16 protein-coding genes are annotated in these 17,390 nt (G+C 59.7%); 14 read left to right on the top strand and 2 right to left on the bottom strand.

The window, feature by feature from the left end:
- Positions 1–136: 136 nt before the first annotated feature.
- Positions 137–1,618 (top strand): glycerol kinase GlpK, encoded by a 1,482-nt coding sequence (gene glpK / locus IEX40_RS05470; protein WP_188746104.1) that lies wholly within the window; start codon positions 137–139, stop codon positions 1,616–1,618.
- A 59-nt stretch (positions 1,619–1,677) separates the two neighbouring features.
- Here the strand turns inward: glpK and IEX40_RS05465 are convergent, their stop codons facing one another.
- Positions 1,678–3,561 (bottom strand): sigma-54-dependent Fis family transcriptional regulator, encoded by a 1,884-nt coding sequence (locus IEX40_RS05465; protein ID WP_188746103.1) that lies wholly within the window; start codon positions 3,559–3,561, stop codon positions 1,678–1,680.
- A 372-nt stretch (positions 3,562–3,933) separates the two neighbouring features.
- Between IEX40_RS05465 and IEX40_RS05460 the strand changes: the two genes are divergently transcribed.
- The 7 genes from IEX40_RS05460 to IEX40_RS05430 all read left to right on the top strand — a co-directional run bounded on the left by IEX40_RS05460 (position 3,934) and on the right by IEX40_RS05430 (position 11,390).
- A complete protein-coding gene (locus IEX40_RS05460; RefSeq protein ID WP_188746102.1) occupies positions 3,934–5,022 on the top strand; it encodes an ABC transporter ATP-binding protein in 1,089 nt (362 codons plus the stop codon).
- A 5-nt stretch (positions 5,023–5,027) separates the two neighbouring features.
- Positions 5,028–6,125, top strand: coding sequence for an ABC transporter ATP-binding protein (locus IEX40_RS05455; RefSeq protein ID WP_188746101.1), 1,098 nt, complete (start codon positions 5,028–5,030; stop codon positions 6,123–6,125).
- Positions 6,125–6,991, top strand: a complete 867-nt coding sequence (locus IEX40_RS05450; RefSeq protein ID WP_188746100.1) for a carbohydrate ABC transporter permease — start codon at positions 6,125–6,127, stop codon at positions 6,989–6,991. Before IEX40_RS05455 ends, IEX40_RS05450 begins: the two co-directional genes overlap by 1 nt.
- Positions 6,992–7,001: 10 nt before the next feature.
- Positions 7,002–7,808 (top strand): carbohydrate ABC transporter permease, encoded by an 807-nt coding sequence (locus tag IEX40_RS05445; protein WP_188746099.1) that lies wholly within the window; start codon positions 7,002–7,004, stop codon positions 7,806–7,808.
- Between the two features lie 21 nt (positions 7,809–7,829).
- Positions 7,830–8,102 (top strand): DUF2160 domain-containing protein, encoded by a 273-nt coding sequence (locus IEX40_RS05440; protein WP_188746665.1) that lies wholly within the window; start codon positions 7,830–7,832, stop codon positions 8,100–8,102.
- Between the two features lie 221 nt (positions 8,103–8,323).
- A complete protein-coding gene (locus IEX40_RS05435; RefSeq protein WP_188746098.1) occupies positions 8,324–10,084 on the top strand; it encodes an ABC transporter substrate-binding protein in 1,761 nt (586 codons plus the stop codon).
- Positions 10,085–10,166: 82 nt separating this feature from the next.
- Complete coding sequence (locus tag IEX40_RS05430; RefSeq protein WP_188746097.1) at positions 10,167–11,390, top strand: iron-containing alcohol dehydrogenase; 1,224 nt, start codon at positions 10,167–10,169, stop codon at positions 11,388–11,390.
- A gap of 35 nt (positions 11,391–11,425) precedes the next feature.
- On the opposite strand, the gene IEX40_RS05425 is transcribed toward IEX40_RS05430, so the two are convergent.
- A complete protein-coding gene (locus IEX40_RS05425; protein ID WP_229680604.1) occupies positions 11,426–11,875 on the bottom strand; it encodes a group II truncated hemoglobin in 450 nt (149 codons plus the stop codon).
- Between the two features lie 129 nt (positions 11,876–12,004).
- Here IEX40_RS05425 and IEX40_RS05420 point away from each other — a divergent pair, with 129 nt between their 5' ends.
- From IEX40_RS05420 to IEX40_RS05395, 6 genes are all read left to right on the top strand, one after another.
- Entirely contained in the window at positions 12,005–12,835 is an 831-nt protein-coding gene (locus IEX40_RS05420; RefSeq protein WP_188746095.1) for a class I SAM-dependent methyltransferase, read from the top strand.
- Positions 12,836–12,898: 63 nt separating this feature from the next.
- Positions 12,899–13,459, top strand: coding sequence for a hypothetical protein (locus IEX40_RS05415; RefSeq protein ID WP_188746094.1), 561 nt, complete (start codon positions 12,899–12,901; stop codon positions 13,457–13,459).
- Between the two features lie 29 nt (positions 13,460–13,488).
- Positions 13,489–13,884, top strand: a complete 396-nt coding sequence (locus tag IEX40_RS05410) for a hypothetical protein (RefSeq protein WP_188746093.1) — start codon at positions 13,489–13,491, stop codon at positions 13,882–13,884.
- Between the two features lie 36 nt (positions 13,885–13,920).
- Positions 13,921–16,545, top strand: coding sequence for a DUF4132 domain-containing protein (locus IEX40_RS05405; RefSeq protein ID WP_188746092.1), 2,625 nt, complete (start codon positions 13,921–13,923; stop codon positions 16,543–16,545).
- 122 nt (positions 16,546–16,667) lie between these two features.
- Positions 16,668–16,862 carry a hypothetical protein gene (locus tag IEX40_RS05400; RefSeq protein WP_229680602.1) on the top strand — a complete coding sequence of 65 codons (195 nt, stop codon included), beginning with the start codon at positions 16,668–16,670 and terminating at the stop codon, positions 16,860–16,862.
- Positions 16,859–17,332: a DUF2269 family protein gene (locus IEX40_RS05395; RefSeq protein ID WP_188746090.1), complete on the top strand. Its 474-nt coding sequence runs from the start codon at positions 16,859–16,861 to the stop codon at positions 17,330–17,332. The genes IEX40_RS05400 and IEX40_RS05395 overlap by 4 nt, the downstream gene beginning before the upstream one ends.
- The last annotated feature ends 58 nt before the right edge of the window (positions 17,333–17,390 follow it).

Genomic DNA, 17,390 nt, shown 5'->3' with positions numbered 1-17,390 from the left:
CATAAGAAAGGAGGCGAGATTTCGGCCTTAGAAAAGTAGGGGGCGGTGAATCGAGGAAAAATTTTCCTTGGTTTTTAGGTGCAAACTGGTAAGAATGCGAAAAAAAAAGAACATTTTAGAATAAGCGGGTCGGACCATGACTGAGTATCTACTGGCAATCGATCAGGGCACTACGAGCTCCCGTGCCATCCTCTTCACCACCTCCGGGCAGATCTTTCACACCAGCCAGCAGGAGTTTTCCCAGCATTTCCCTCAGGACGGCTGGGTTGAGCATGATCCCGCGCAGATCTGGCAATCGGTGATCGAGACCTGCCGTCAGGTTATTGAGGGTGCCGGTATAGAACCGGGCCAGATCCGTGCCGCCGGTATCACCAACCAGCGTGAGACGACCATCGTCTGGGACCGACATACCGGCGAACCGCTCTACAACGCCATCGTCTGGCAGGATCGACGCACGTCGAAGTACTGCGAAAGCCTGAAAGCGGAAGGGCTGGAGTCGATGATCAACGACAAGACCGGCTTGCTGATTGATCCCTACTTCTCAGGTACCAAGGTACGCTGGATCCTCAACGAGGTACCGGGCGCACGGGAAAGAGCGGAGCGTGGCGAACTGGCCTTCGGCACAGTGGACAGCTTTCTGCTCTGGCACCTGACCAAGGGCAGGGTGCACCGCACCGACGCCACCAACGCATCCCGTACCCTGCTGTTCAATATCCACACCCAGCAGTGGGATCCGGAACTGCTGGAGCTGTTCGATATTCCGGCCAGTATGCTGCCGGAGGTGATGGATTCCTCCGACGATTTCGGCATGATCGATGCCGATCTGCTCGGCCAGGCGATCCCGATCTACGGTGTCGCCGGCGATCAGCAGGCGGCGCTGTTCGGTCAGACCTGCTTCCATGAAGGGATGGCGAAGAGTACCTACGGCACCGGTTGCTTCCTGGTGCTCAATACCGGCCTGCGTGCGCTGAAGTCCGAACACCGCCTGTTGACCACCGTTGCCTACCGGCTCGATGGTCGGCCGACCTATGCCCTCGAGGGCAGTATTTTTATCGCCGGGGCCACCATCCAGTGGCTGCGTGACGGCCTGCAGTTGATTCAGGGGGCAGGGGAAACCGAGCAGTTGGCGCTGCAGACCCCGGTCGATCATGGTGTCTACTTGGTGCCGGCCTTTACCGGTCTCGGTGCACCCTATTGGGATCCTGAGGCCCGCGGCGCCATCTTCGGTCTGACCCGTGACACCGGCATCAAGGAGATCGTAACCGCCGGACTGCAGTCGGTGTGCTACCAGACCAAGGATCTGCAGAAAGCGATGGAGCGCGACGGCGTACGTCCCGTAGCGCTGCGCGTCGATGGCGGCATGGTGGCCAACAACTGGGTGCTGCAGAACCTGTCCGATATCCTGGGGGCCACCGTCGACCGGCCCCGGATCATCGAAACCACCGCACTGGGCGCGGCCTATCTGGCGGGACTGAAGGCGGGGGTGTTCGAATCGCTGGAAGCATTGGAGAAGCTCTGGCAGTGCGAGCGCAGGTTCGAGCCGAAGATGTCCAAGGAGCAGCGCGACCGTCTGTACGATGGCTGGACTCAGGCGGTATCCAAGGTGCAGTGCAGGTAAGTTGATGCGCTGAGGTTAACGAGCCGTTGAAAACGCCGTGCCGGCAACGCGGGTCGTTTTCAACGGACTCCCAGTTCCCGAAGTCGTTTGTAGAGCGTATTCCGGCTGATCCCCAACCGTTTTGCAGTACGGGATATATTGCCTTCGAGGCGGTTATATTCCACCAGCGTTTCGGCCAGCAGGCTCTCATTGTCGGCACTGCCGGGTGCCGCCGACGCAACTGCCGGTTCGGGGTCTGACCCCTCCCAGGATGTCTGTTCCCGTATATCGTGAAAGAAGTCGTCGGGCAGATGCCAACTCTCGACCGGTTCGTCATCGGCCATCGCCAGGGCGATCTGCAGGACGCTGATCAGCTGGCGGATATTGCCGGGCCAGGGGTGCTGCTCGAACAGGTTCAGGATCTCGTCGGACAGCTCAGCCTGCTGGTGCGGCTCCCGGTGCATGCGGTGCACCTGCTGGAATAGCGTGCGGCGATCGCTGCGCTCGCGCAGCGGCGGCAGCTCGAGATTGAGGCCGCTGACGCGGTAGTACAGGTCCTGGCGGAAGCCGCCCTCCTGCACCTGGGCGCGCAGGCAGCGGTTGGTGGCGGAGACCAGTTTGATATTCACCGGGTAGGACTCGGTCGATCCCAGCGGCGTCACCTTGCGCTCTTGCAGCACGCGTAACAGCCGCGCCTGCGCCTTCAGTGGCATCTCGCCGATCTCGTCCAGAAACAGGGTGCCCTTGTGGGCCTTGCGGATCAGACCGATAGCGCCTTTGGTGCTGGCGCCGGTAAAGGCGCCTTTCTCATAGCCGAACAGCTCCGACTCCACCAGTTCGCTGGGTATCGCGGCGCAGTTGACCGCGACCAGTGCATGTGGGCGACGTGAACTGCGCTGATGCAGCGCCTTGACGAACACCTCCTTGCCGACGCCGGTCTCGCCGTGGATCAGGATCGGAATATCCTTCTCGATCAACCGCTCCGCCTGCCGCACGCAGCGGGCAACGCGCTCGTCACCATAGCCGATGCGGTCCAGGGTAATCTCCCCAAAAGTTTCGGCCGATACTGAGCGCTGCTTCCGGTAGTCCACCGCCTGAATCGGTTTCTCGGCCGGCCGTTTGATCACCGCATGCATATTGTGGCGATTCGGTGTCTGCAGCTTCAGCGGCAGCAGCTCAGGATGATTCTTCAGTTCTCGCAGCGGGCAGTTAAAAATCTGCGATACATCGGCCAGTGCCAGGTCGTACCCGAGCAGCAGCTCCGCGCGCCGGTTGGCGGAGATGATAGTGCCCTCTTCGGTGAACACGATCAGGCCCGACCACTGGCTGTCGATATTGTCCAGGTTGGTGTTGAAGGTGAGCATGAAGTGCTCACTGCTGAACGTTTTCATGATCAGCCGATTCTCGATCGACTGCGACATCAGTTTGACCATCCCCAAGGTATGGGCCTGCGGCAGGTAGGCATCGCTGGAGATATCCAGCACCCCGAGCAGATCGCGGTTGGTGTCGTAGATCGGCGCCGCGGAGCCGATCATGAAGCGGTTGGCTTTCAGGAAATGCTCATCACGCTGAATCTGCACCGCTTGGCCTGAGGCGATCGCGGTGCCGATCGCATTGGTGCCGTTGAAGCGCTCATCCCAGCTGCTGCCCTCCTGAAAAAAGGATTTCTGCTGCGGTGCGACGAAGCGCTGATCACCCCAGCCGTTCAGTACCTGGCCGCGGCTGTCCGCCAGCAGGATCATGCATTTGCTGTTCGACAGGATGTTCTCATAGAAGGGCAGCACCTCGGTGTCGGTAGTGCGCACCAGGTAGCGGTGCTCCTCCTTCAGGTCGCGGCGCTCGCCGGTGCCGAGCTGAATCAGCGTCGGTGTGCTGTTGTGGTCGAGGCCGAACGAGCGGCAGCGATCCCAGGAGTTCTCTACCACCTCTGTGTGGTTTTGCTCTTTCAGTGCCTGATCGGTCATGGTGTTTTTTTCTTATTATTCGAGGCATGCGGTCCAGTTTGAGCCGTCAGGCTGCTCGTCTTACTAATCGCTCTCTGACTGATTGCTCAACTGTTCAAGGTGTTCAATGGTGTGTTCAAACGAAAGTGAAGTCAACAGTGTCTTGAACACTGAACAGCATAAAACGAACGTAAAAGAATTCAAAACGAAAATTATAAGTTTCGAAATAGTTCTTTTTAAAGCAATGAGATAAGACTTGGTGTTAAAAGGTGTTCGAAATGTTGGCATGAGGTTCGCAACAGTGATTGCCGTCATCTGTAGCCCCGCGGTACGCGCTCGGAGTGAATAGGCTCTGCGCGAATCGCCCGGACAATAATAATAAGGGACGGCAATATGTCGCTAACGTTGGAAAACGTCACGCGTGTAGTGGATGGAGTGCCATTCATTGCCGACGCAAATATCACCTTCGAGCCGGGATCGTTCAATGTCCTGCTCGGACGCACCCTGGCCGGCAAGACCTCACTGATGCGCCTGATGGCCGGTCTGGATAAACCCACCAGTGGTCGGATTCTGATGGATGGAGGCGATGTGACCGGTGTTCCGGTGCAGCAGCGCAACATCTCCATGGTCTATCAGCAGTTCATCAACTACCCCAGCATGACGGTCAGGGAGAACATCGCCTCTCCGCTGCGCCTGGCTAAGCTGCCGGAATCCCAGATCGAGAAACGGGTCAGGGAAACGGCGGCGATGCTGCATATCGAACCCTACCTGGAGCGCCATCCGCTGGAGCTGTCCGGTGGCCAGCAGCAGCGCACGGCGATGGCGCGGGCGCTGGTGAAAGACGCCAGCCTGATCCTGTTCGACGAGCCGCTGGTGAACCTGGACTACAAGCTGCGCGAGGAGTTGCGCTTCGAGATGCGCGAACTGTTCAAGGAGCGCCGTTCGATCGCGATCTACGCCACCACCGAGGCGCACGAGGCGCTGGCGCTTGGCGGCACTACTACGCTGCTGCACGAAGGGCAGATTGTTCAATCCGGTCCGGTGAACAGTGTCTACAGCCAGCCGGTCAATATCCAGGCCGCCGAGCTGTTCAGCGAGCCGCCGATCAACCTGATCCGCGGCCGCGTTTCGGACTCCGAGGTGACCTTCGACGAGTATGCCCACTTCCCTCTGAATCAGGATCTGCGCCAGCTGGCACCGGGGGAGTACTGGTTCGGGGTGCGCCCCAGCCATGTCGGGCTGGTACCCCACAACGACGACGATCTGGAGCTGTCGACACTGGTCGAGCTGGCCGAGATCAGTGGTTCCGAGACCTTCATGCATGTGCGCAACGAGCACTTCGGTCTGGTGTTGCAGCTGTCCGGCGTGCACGAGTATCACACCGACACGGCGATCAAGGTCTATCTGCCGACGCACAAGCTGTTCGTGTTCGGTATGGACGGCAATCTGATTCAAGCACCGGTTAAACGGGTGAGGGGGTAAGGAACATGGCTGAAATACATCTGAAGTCGCTGGCGCACAGCTATTTTCCCAACCCGGCCACCGGCGCCGATTATGCGATTCGGGAGATGGACCACGTCTGGCATCAGGGCGGGGCCTATGCGCTGCTGGGGCCGTCCGGCTGCGGCAAGAGCACACTGCTGAACATCATCTCCGGCCTGCTTCAGCCCTCTGAGGGCGAGGTGCTGTTCGACAACGTCCGTGTCAACGAGATGCCGCCGAAGGAGCGCAACATCGCCCAGGTGTTCCAGTTTCCGGTGATCTATGACTCGATGACCGTATACGACAACCTGGCCTTCCCGTTGCGCAACGCCAAGGTACCGGAGGCCAAGGTTCGAGCCAAGGTCAACGAAGTGGCGGAGATCCTCGAACTGCATGAGGTGCTGCACAACAAGGCGCGCAACCTGACCGCCGACGAGAAGCAGAAGGTATCGATGGGACGCGGGCTGGTGCGCGACGACGTGTCGGCGATCCTGTTCGACGAACCGCTGACAGTGATCGATCCGCACCTGAAATGGAAACTGCGGCGCAAGCTCAAGCAGATCCACGAGCAGTTCAATATCACCATGATCTACGTGACCCACGATCAGCTCGAGGCCTCGACCTTCGCCGACAAGATCGCGGTGATGTACGGCGGCCAGATCGTCCAGTTCGGCACGCCGCGGGAGTTGTTCGAAGTGCCCAACCACACCTTCGTCGGCTTCTTTATTGGCAGTCCCGGCATGAATCTGATCGAGGTGCGCCGCAGCGAGGGGGGCGTCAGCTTCGACGATATCCAGGTGCCGCTCTCCGATGAACTCAACGCCTATCTGGCCGATGTCCCCAGCTACAACCTCAAGGTCGGCATCCGCCCCGAGTTCGTGCATGTCTGGGACAAGCCGGTGGACGATGCCTATGTCACCGAGCTGGTGTCGCATGAGGACCTGGGCACCCACAAGATCCTGACGCTCAGACTGGGCAATCAACTGATCAAGGCACGCCTGGACGAAGACCGTGAGCTGCCGGTGGGCAAAGTCTACGTCAGCTTCCCGCAGCAGTGGCTGAAGCTGTATGTGGACGAATTCCTGATCGAGGAGCAAGTCTGATGAACAAAACCGAAAACAACAAAGCCTGGTTCCTGGTGCTGCCGGTATTTCTGCTGGTGGCCTTCTCCGCGGTGATCCCGTTGATGACGGTGGTGAACTACTCGGTGCAGGATATCTTCGACCAGAACAACGCCTACTTCGTCGGTGCCGAGTGGTTCCGCGAGGTGTTGCGCGATCCGCGCCTGCACGACTCGCTGCTGCGGCAGTTTATCTACTCGTTCGCGGTACTGGCGATCGAGATTCCGCTCGGCATCGCTGTCGCGCTGATGATGCCGACCAAGGGCAAGATGGCATCGCTATGCCTGATTCTGCTGGCGATTCCGCTGCTGATCCCCTGGAACGTGGTCGGCACCATCTGGCAGATCTTCGGCCGCGCTGATATCGGCCTGTTCGGCGCCGCGCTCAACGGTCTGGGCATCGACTACAACTACGCCTCCAACCCCGGCGACGCTTGGGCCACGGTGCTGCTGATCGATGTCTGGCACTGGACCTCGTTGGTGGCGCTGCTCTGCTTCTCCGGTTTGCGCGCCATTCCGGAGGCGTTCTACCAGGCGGCGGAGATCGACCGTGCCTCGAAGTGGGCGGTGTTCCGCTACATCCAGCTGCCGCGCCTGAAAAGCGTGCTGGTGATCGGCGTCCTGCTGCGCTTCATGGACAGCTTCATGATTTATACCGAACCGTTCGTGCTGACCGGCGGCGGGCCGGGCAACTCCACCACCTTTCTGAGCCAGACCCTGACCAAGATGGCGGTGGGGCAGTTCGACCTGGGACCGGCGGCCGCGTTCTCGCTGGTCTACTTCCTGATCGTGCTGCTGGTGTCCTGGCTGTTCTTCACCACCATCACCCACATGGACAAGGCGAAGTGAGGTTTGAATCATGACAATGAGTAAGCGCAAAACGCTGGGTATCTCCCTCTATATATTGTTCGTGCTGGTGCCGATCTACTGGCTGCTGAACATGTCGTTCAAGACCAATGAGGAGATTCTCAGCTCGCTGACACTCTGGCCACAGCACTTCACGCTGGCCAACTACGAAGTGATCTTCAGCGATCCGAGCTGGTATTCAGGCTATATCAACTCGATTCTCTACGTGTCGATGAACGTGGTGATCACGCTGCTGGTGGCGCTGCCTGCCGCCTACGCCTTCAGCCGTTACCGCTTCGTCGGTGACAAGCACCTGTTCTTCTGGCTGCTGACCAACCGCATGGCGCCGCCAGCGGTGTTCCTGCTGCCCTTCTTCCAGCTCTACTCGTCGGTTGGGCTGTTCGATACCCATATCGCTGTGGCGCTGGCCCACTGCCTGTTCAACGTACCGCTGGCGGTGTGGATTCTGGAGGGATTCATGTCCGGCGTGCCGCGCGAGATAGACGAGACCGCCTATATCGACGGCTACAGCTTCCCACGCTTCTTCGTACGGATCTTCCTGCCGATGATCCGCTCGGGAATCGGCGTGACCGCGTTCTTTGCCTTCATGTTCTCCTGGGTCGAGCTGCTGCTTGCGCGCACCCTGACCTCGGTGGAAGCGAAGCCGATCGCGGCGATCATGACGAGAACCGTGGGAGCTGCCGGTATCGACTGGGGCGTGCTGTCGGCGGCCGGGGCTCTGACCATCATCCCGGGACTGCTGGTGATCTGGTTTGTCCGTAACCATGTTGCCAAGGGCTTTGCCCTGGGCCGAGTCTGATAAAAGAGGAGTTTCATCATGATCAGCTGGATGGCATGGACCCTCCCGGTCGCTGTGTTCTTCTCCGTGATCGCCTTCATTTTGATGTGCATGACGGTGTACGAGGTCCGTTCACCCTGCGTCGAACGCAAGGGGTTTCTCCCTATCGCCACCACGCGCGGTGACCGCCTGTTTATCGGTCTGCTCAGCAGCGCCTATCTCCATCTGGTGTTTCTCGGCCTCACCGATCTCAACCTGTGGATCCCGCTGGCGATCTCGGTTATCTGGCTTGCCGTGATACTGCGCTGGGGATGATGTGTTTTCGATATGTGTGATTTTTGTATATTTTCGAAAATTTATATTTGAATAATTTTCGAAATAGAACTAGTTTTACTCGATAAATGCTCGCAAGTGAAATATAACGAAAAAAATCTCGGCTTCGGCCAGGTGAGAACGAAAGCAACTGCAACAGGACCGGTATTCCGACGTAGCGTCGGTCTCCCAATAACGAAAAGCACTATAAAAAGAGGTTGAAGATGAACAAAAATAAGAAGATGCCAAAGGTTATACTGCTTAGCGCTGCGATCGGTGCCGCCACCCTCGGAATCAGTGTTCAGGCCTACGCGGACCAGTATCTCGATGCGGCGAACAAATGGATTGCCGAAGAGTTCGACAAGTCCACCCTGAGCAAGGAGGAGCAGCTGAAGGAGCTGCAGTGGTTCACCAAGGCGGCGGAGCCGTTCCGCGGTATGACCATCAATGTCGCCTCCGAAACCATCGCCACCCACGAATATGAATCCAAGGTGCTGACCAAGGCGTTCGAGGAGATCACCGGCATCAAGGTCAACCACGACCTGATCCAGGAGGGCGATGTGGTCGAGAAGCTGCAGACCCAGATGCAGTCCGACCGCAACATCTACGATGCCTACATCAACGACTCCGACCTGATCGGTACCCATTTCCGCTACGGCAAGGTAGTACCGATCTCCGACATGATCGACGGTGATGGCAAGGACTACACCCTGCCGACGCTGGATCTGCAGGACTTTATCGGTCTCTCCTTTACCACCGGACCGGATGGCAAGATCTACCAGCTGCCGGACCAGCAGTTCGCCAACCTGTACTGGTTCCGCGCCGACTGGTTCGCTCGCGAAGACCTGAAGAAGCAGTTCAAGGAGACCTATGGCTATGAGCTGGGAGTACCGAAGAACTGGTCTGCTTATGAGGATATCGCTGACTTCTTCACCAACAAGGTGAAAAACGTCGACGGCCAGCGCGTTTATGGCCATATGGATTACGGCAAGAAGGATCCGTCGCTGGGCTGGCGCTTCACCGATGCCTGGTTCTCCATGGCGGGCGAGGGTGACAAGGGGCGTCCGAACGGTCTGCCGGTGGATGAGTGGGGGATCCGCGTCGACGGTTGTCGCCCGGTGGGCTCAAGCGTGTCGCGCGGCGGCGCCACCAACGGACCGGCTGCGGTCTACGCCACCACCAAATATGTCGACTGGCTGCGTCAATACGCGCCGCCCGAAGCTCAGGGGATGACCTTCTCCGAGGCGGGTCCGGTTCCGGCCCAGGGTAATATCGCCCAGCAGATCTTCTGGTACACCGCCTTCACCTCCAGCATGACCCAGCCGGGGCTGCCGGTAGTGAACGAGGATGGCACGCCGAAGTGGCGCATGGCACCGTCGCCAAAAGGCCCCTACTGGGAGGAGGGGATGAAGCTGGGTTATCAGGACGCCGGTTCCTGGACCTTCCTGAACTCCACCCCTGACAAGCAGCGTCTGGCGGCCTGGCTCTACGCCCAGTTCACTGTGGCCAAGACCGTATCGCTGAAGAAGACCCTGGTGGGTCTGACGCCGATCCGCGAATCCGATATCAACTCCGACGTGATGACCCAGGAAGCGCCGAAACTGGGCGGTCTGGTCGAGTTCTACCGCAGCCCGGCCCGCGTGCAGTGGTCACCGACCGGTACCAACGTGCCGGACTACCCGAAACTGGCCCAGCTCTGGTGGCAGTACATTGCCGAAGCGGCCAGTGGCGAGAAGACTCCGCAGGAAGCGTTGGACGGTCTGGCCGAAGCTCAGGACAAGGTGATGCAGCGTCTTGAGCGTGCCGGTGTGCAGGGCGAGTGCGGACCGAAACTGAACGAACCGCGCGATCCGCAGTACTGGCTCAGCCAGCCGGGTTCTCCGAAGGCCAAGCTGGCCAATGAGAAGCCGCAGGGCGAGACCATCGCCTACGAAGAGCTGCTGAAGAGCTGGCAGGCGGTCAACAAGGTCGCGGGCAGCAACTGATAGAACCGATACCTAATCCTGAAAGCCCTATTGGCCGGACAGCGGTAACGTTGCCCGGTCTTTTTATTTTGGAGGAGGGAGTATGCCGGAGAGTAACGACATTCTGACCGCGATTCCGCCTTTTTCCGTAGCGGCCCTGCCGCGCATCCTGTTTGGGGAGGGGAGCATCGAGCGGCTGCCCGCCGAGCTTGTTCCCTTCGGCCGCCGTATATTGCTCATCACGGGTGGGCAGTCGTTCCTGGCCGGACCGCACTGGGCGCGGCTAGGGCGGGCGCTTGAAGCGCAGGGGCTGGAGTGGGAACAGGTCGGCATTGGCGGCGAACCCAGTCCAGCGCAGGTTGACGCTGCCGTCAGGCGTTTTATGTGCAGCTCGATCGATATGGTGGTGGCGATCGGTGGCGGCAGCGTGCTGGACGCCGGCAAGGCGATTGCCGGACTGCTGCCCAGCGGGCGTTCGGTGATGGATCACCTTGAGGGGGTTGGACCGCAGCTGCCGTACGAGGGGCCTTCACTGCCTTTTATCGCGGTGCCGACCACGGCCGGTACCGGCAGCGAGATGACCAAGAATGCAGTGCTGACGCAGGCCGGTGCGGGCGGGTTTAAAAAGTCGTTTCGCGACGAACGCCTGCTGGCGCGCTTGGCCGTTATTGATCCGCAGTTGCTGCGCAGCTGTCCGGCTCCGGTGATGCTTGGCAACGCCATGGATGCACTGACACAACTGCTGGAAGCCTATGTCTCCACCGGGGCCAGTGTGTTCGCCGATGCTCTGGCTGAGAGCGGGATCAAAGCCTTTGCCGCCGGTTTTACGGCTGACCCTGAACAGCCGGTTCGGGACTTCAGCTGTATCGCCTACGCCGCGATGCTGTCCGGTATCTGCCTGGCACAAGCGGGACTGGGAGCGGTGCACGGTATCGCTGCGCCCTTGGGCGCCTGGTTCTCGATCCCCCATGGCGTAGCCTGCGGCACGCTGGTCGCGGCGGTGACGAGGGGGAATGTGCAGGCGCTACGCGAGCGCGCGCCGCAAAGTCCGGCACTGCGAAAATATGCACGGGCGGCGCGCTTACTTAGAGGTGAAGAGCTTAGAGGTGAAGAACTTAGAGGTGAGGAACTGAGCGATGCCGATACCCTGGTCGAGTTGCTGGAGAGTTGGGTCGGGCGTTGCCGGTTGCCAAGTCTTGCCTCTTTCGGAGTGGCAGCCAGTGATCTGGCGCATATTGTGGCCGCGTCCGGCGGTAACAGCATGAAAACCAATCCGGTGGTACTCACCCGGCAGGAACTCCGGTCGATATTGGCGCAGCGGCTCTGACGCTCAGACAGCTTTAAAGCCGAGATCGAATCGCTCTACTGCTGCCTCGATTGCGCCTCCATCTGGGCCCGCGCGCGGATCACCTCGGCCGGAATCGCCAGCTGTTTCATCAGGTAGTGGCGGAAATCTTCGGGATACTCGAGTTCGATCAGTGCCTGCTCCATGCAGCGCAGCCAGGCGTTCTTGCTGTCCATATCCACCGGGAACTGCTTGTGCGCCTCGGGGATGATGATCGAACCATAGTGTTGACTGAACAGCCTCGGGCCCCCCATCCAGCCGGACAGAAAATAGGCCAGTTTTTGCCGCGATTGAGTCAGGTCGGCTGGATGCATTTCGCGCAGCGCCCTGGCTTCCGGCAGGCTGTCCATCAGCTCATAGAAACGGTCCACCAGTGCCGTGATCCCCTCGATACCACCGGCGGCTCGGTAGGTGGCATCTCCGGTGCCATAGGGGAGCGGGTTGTGCGTGTCTGTCTTGTCGCTCATTATCTTATCCACACAAAGGTTCATCTGCGGTAATTCGCACCATCGGTACCTGATACTGGCGCGAACACCCTGGTGCATCAATAGTGGCAGATCATAATATGGGATTTTATCCGCACGCAGGGAGAGAGGATGAGCAGCACCGAATCGTGCACTGGCCACTGGGGCCAGGCGGATCTGTATGAACAGATCCTGTCGGAGTTGAGCGCGTTGTCAAAACCGCTCCACAGCCTGACCGTGGAGGATCTGGCACCGATGGATCATTTTCATGCCCGCGGCTTCCCGGCTACGGTTGAGCTGGCAGACAAGCTGCCCGCCAGTTCGGAACAGTGCTTGCTCGATATCGGCTGCGGCGTCGGTGGCCCGGCCCGCTATCTGGCCCAGCGATTCGCGTGCAGGGTCACCGGTATCGACATCACCGAATCGTTTGTCGAAACCGGCAACAGACTCACTGCGCTGGTAGGACTTGAAACGCAGGTGCAGATCGAGCTTGGCGACGGCCAGCGTCTGCCCTACGCGGACGACCAGTTCGATGGGGCGTATAGCCAGCACGTGACGATGAACGTGGCCGACCGTGCCGCGTTTTTTGCCGAAGCCTGTCGAGTGCTTAAACCCGGTGGCTTTTTTGCGCTCACGGAACATGGCTTGGGTGACACCGGTAACCCCTGTTATCCCGTGCCCTGGTCTCTGGACGGCAGCGGCTCCTACCTGATCCCCATCGACGAGACGAGGGCGCTGCTGGAGGAAAACGGCTTCGAGGCGATCCAGATTGAGCAGACCGGAGCGCGTTATCTATCGGGCTACCGAGCCGCCGTGGCCAAGGCCGAAGCCGGCACGTTACCAAGTTTCGGCGTGCACCTGTTGATGGGCGAAAGCGCCGTGGAGCAGATGCGTAATGCCGGGCGTAATATCGAAGAGGGCAGAACCTGCCCGATTCAGCTGATCTGCCGCAAGCGACGCTAGCCGCCTGCTGCAAGGCATTAATACCGTTTTGCGCCTAAGGATAGATAGAAAGGAGAGGGATCGATGAACAGAACACTGCTGCTATTCGCAATCTTGTCAGTCGGCGGCTGCGCCTATCAGCCTGCCGCCGAGCAATCCGCGCCGGTCACGTCAACCTGTGTCGGGGATACCGCACTACCGGAAAATCTAACAGACAAGTTCGTCGCCACTGAGGATCAGGCACTGCTCGATAAGGCGCTCGGCGCGCCGAACGCGGGCGGGCTCTGTCAGGGACAGGTGTATCAGAGCAAGGCCAAGGTCGAGATACCGCTCTATCGGGCCTGGAACAGCACCAACCCCAACAGCCGCCTTGGCAACTGGTGGGCGTTCGATATGCCGACCGGCAAGGTGGCGACCTATCGTGCCGACTACGAGATCTGTTACCAGTGGTCGCCACTGGACAAGCTGGAAACCTGTACCCTGCAACCCGGCACCAAGGTGGTGGTCGGTACCGGCCAGAGTGCACAATGTTCGCAGTATCTAAGCTATCCGGTGTCGGACGCACAGCAGATCTATATCGAGGATGCCGCCGAAACGATGACCGGTTGCAGATCTTATGACGGGGAGTTCAGCTGGAAACCCTAACCAGCATCAACTGACAGGGAGGAGTAGAGATGACTGTAGCGCTTAAAATATCGGATCAGTCCACCAGCGGCGAGACGGTGTTCGAAAACCTGCTGCATTTCCCGGCAGAGGTGATATCGGTACGGCAGTTGATCGAGGCGCGCGTGCAGAGCGAGGTGGAGCGCTATAACACGTCGGACAGGGGGCGGTTTATGGGGCTGATTCAACCCAGCGATTCGGAGCGGGCGCTGAACGGCTTCAAGGTGCGCAAAAAGCGCAGGGTCGATCTGGATGCGCAGCAGAAGATCGCGATCAAGGCGTTTCAGAGCAACGGTTTCTTCCTGCTGGTCAATGACCGGCAGCTCACCGAGCTGGACGACCGGATCTTCATTACTCCCACGACCTCGGTGGTGTTCCTTAAACTGACTCCACTGGTTGGCGGTTAGGGATCATCGGGCCCGACCGGCCAAATAGGAGTTGTGATGGGTATCTTCGATTTTCTCAAGCGAGACAAGTCCGGCGCAGGCAGCGCTAAGGATAGGGAGTCAGCGTCCCCCGGCAGTGAGTATCAGGCGCTGATCGAACGCTATATCGCATATGAGGTGGCGGACAAGCGTCACCTCTACGACCTTAAACTCGGCGACTCCGAGGCCGGCAAGGCGATACTGGCGCTGGATGCCGAACAGAGCGTGGCGATGCTGATGCACTGTGCGCCGGAGTATTTCGGTGCCATGGGCAAGACCGCCAAGGCGTACAGCCACTTTTTCGGACCCGATGCCTGCGGTATCACCCGAGTCGCCAATATCAGAGAGCGCCGTGCCTGCTACGATACGGTGGTGCGTGCACTGCTGCGTCGCAAGCTGCCGTTGAGCCTGCCACAACTGCATCAACTGCTGGACGGGGTACTGACGGAAAAGCATCCAACCACCTACAACCTGCCGTTGTCCGGGGTGATGACGACGGTGGAGCACTATGTCGCTGGTGCGGAGCTTGACGACAGCCTCAGAGCCCGACTGGAACAGCTGCGGCAGCGCATCGACCGGAAGCATACGGATCAGGCGTTGCGCAAGATCGCCGGGCGGATCCAGGCGCTGACCGGTGTCAGTACACAGGTGCAACTGCTTCATCCCGGCGAGGCCTGGAGCGATGCGGCCATCGCCGACTGCGAAGCAGCGGCCGATCGTCGCGATGCGCTGCTCAACCTGATCAGTCAGTGTGCGCAGGCCAGCGGCAGCAAACCGAGTCGTAAGTGGCTGGCCGGTGTCACACTGCTGCTCGACCAGTTCGGCCGGGAGTGCTTCAACCGTTTATTGATCAATTGGCTGGCACTGGTGGATAAACCCAGGACCAAGCCCGCCACGCGCCGGGACCTATGGCAGCCGGATCGCAATCTGATGATGGATGAATCCAATGCCGACATCCTTAAGGGACTGATCTGGTGCGCAAGTCTTGCGGAGGATGCAGAGCTGGCGCGGGCACTGGTGAAGGCGGCGTTGAGTTGCTTTCGCAAGGTGCCGGGCGTGGGGCCGCGGGCAGTGCGGGTGGGTAACGCCTGCATCTACACCCTGGCCGCCATGCCGGGCCGCTCCGGCCTGTACCAACTCGCCGTGCTGAAGGTGAAGATCAAGTACCGCAGTGCGCTCAACATCATCAACAAGGCGCTGGAGGAAGCCGCTGCACGTGAAGGGATCAGCGTCGACGCACTGGAGGAGATGGGCGTACCCGCCTACGGACTGGACAGCGTCGGTTACGGTGAGGAGCCGCTGGGCGATTACACCGCCATTATCAGCCTGCCCTCCCTACGACAAGTGGAACTCTCCTGGCGCAACGACGACGGCAAGGTGCAGAAATCAGTACCGACCCGAGTCAAGGAGGATCATGCGGCGGATCTGAAAGAGCTGCGCGGTGCCCTCAAGGATATCAAGGCGATGCTGGGCGTTCAGCGTGAACGGCTGGAGCAGCTGTTCCTGAAAGAGCGGGTCTGGCCCTTCGAGGTCTGGGGCGAGCGCTACCGCGATCATCCGCTGGTGGGTGTGCTGGCCCGTAACCTGATCTGGCGCTTCAGCAGTGAACAGGCGGCTGTGTTGGGGATCTATCAGGATGGCCAGCTGTTGGACAGCGCAGGTGAACCGCTGACGTTGCCGGCGGGTGAGGTCGAGGTGAGCCTCTGGCACCCGATCACCAGTGACGCGGTCGAGGTGCAGGCGTGGCGCGCCTGCATCGAGCGGCTGCAGGTGGTGCAACCGTTCAAACAGGCGCACCGCGAGGTGTATCTGCTCACCGATGCCGAGATCAACACCGGCGTATACAGCAACCGTTTCGCCTCCCACATCATCAAACAGCACCAGTTCAATGCCCTGGCCGCGACCCGCGGCTGGCGCTACACCCTGCAGGGTGCCTGGGATGGAGGCGACGATATCGCTCGGCTGGGACTACCCCGGTTCAATCTCTGGGCGGAGTTCTGGGTGCAGGGGATAGGCGAGTACGGCAACGACACCACCGAGGCGGGCGTTTTCCTCTATGTCAGCACCGACCAGGTACGCTTCTACCGCATTCGCACCGGTGCCGATGACCTCAATGAGGAGAATATCGACCGGGATACGTCGGTGGACCTGCGTGAGGTGCCGGCTCTGGTGCTGTCAGAGGTGTTCCGCGATGTGGATCTGTTCGTCGGCGTCTGCTCGGTGGGCAACGATCCGGAATGGTCCGACGGCGGACCCGATGGGCGCTACCACGATTATTGGCACACCTTCAGCTTCGGTGAGCTCAACGCCAGCGCCGAAACCCGCAAGGCGATACTGCAGAACCTGATACCCAAGCTGAAGATCGGCCCCCAATGCACATTCGTTGGCCGCTTCCTGGTGGTTGAAGGGCAACGGCGTACCTACAAGATACATCTCGGTTCCGGCAATATCCTGATGGAGCCCAATAACCAGTATCTGTGCATCGTGCCGGACAGTCGCAAGACGAGCACCACAGACAAGCTGTTTCTGCCGTTCGAGGGTGACAACATGCTCTCGATCATCCTGTCGAAAGCAGTACTGCTGGCCGATGACAGCAAGATCAAGGATACGACAATCAACTCGCAGATCGATCATTATCGATAGGGAAGCAGGTCATTAGCGGAGGTTAAAACAGGGATGTCTGACCAGGATCCGATCACTGTTCTTGTTCTGGGTGGCACCGGCAACTCGCCAACGGCCAGCCGATCAGCCGTCGCTGGGATCTGGTGGCGCGGCAGAACCACGGACCGGAGATCCCGGTGTCACCGGCGCTGGCGCTGGCACGCAAGTTTGTCCGGGGGCAACTGCCGCTGCGCGGCGCCTACCCCTGTTATGAACTGATGTCGCTGGCGGAGTTCGATGAGGAGGTCTCGGCGCTCGATATCGGTTGGTCGATCGGCACGGAGGGCACGCAAGCGTGAGTGTCTACGTCCTGGTCAAGATCATCCATATCCTCAGTGCGTCAGTGCTGTTCGGTACCGGCATGGGCATCGCCTTTTTTATGCTCAGGGCACACCTGTCCGGCGAAAAGCAGAGCTTCATATCCACCAGCCGCGCCGTGGTCGCGGCGGACTGGCTGTTCACGACACCGGCGGTGCTGGTGCAGTTGCTGACCGGGCTGTGGCTCACCCACCAACTGCACTTTGCCTACAGCTCGGCCTGGTTCGTCTCGGTGATCGGTCTGTTTATCCTTGTTGGCCTCTGTTGGTTGCCGGTGGTGTGGATTCAACTGCGCCTGTCGCGACTGGCCGAATCCCATCACGGCAGCCCCGAGTACCAGCGCCTGATGAGGCTGTGGATAGGGCTGGGTATTCCCGCTTTTCTCGCCATGCTGGTGATCTTCTACCTGATGGTGACCAAGGCGGGTGTCGGTATAACCCTGTTCAACTAACAGGTTGGCAGTCAGGCTTTGGCGCTTTTGCAGGTTGACCCGATCCACGGTTTCGATA

The organism is Marinobacterium zhoushanense, from assembly GCF_014641945.1.
Lineage (GTDB): Bacteria > Pseudomonadota > Gammaproteobacteria > Pseudomonadales > Balneatricaceae > Marinobacterium_D > Marinobacterium_D zhoushanense.
Note: the sequence above shows the minus strand (reverse complement) of the source record. Positions and strands in the feature narration are given on the sequence as shown.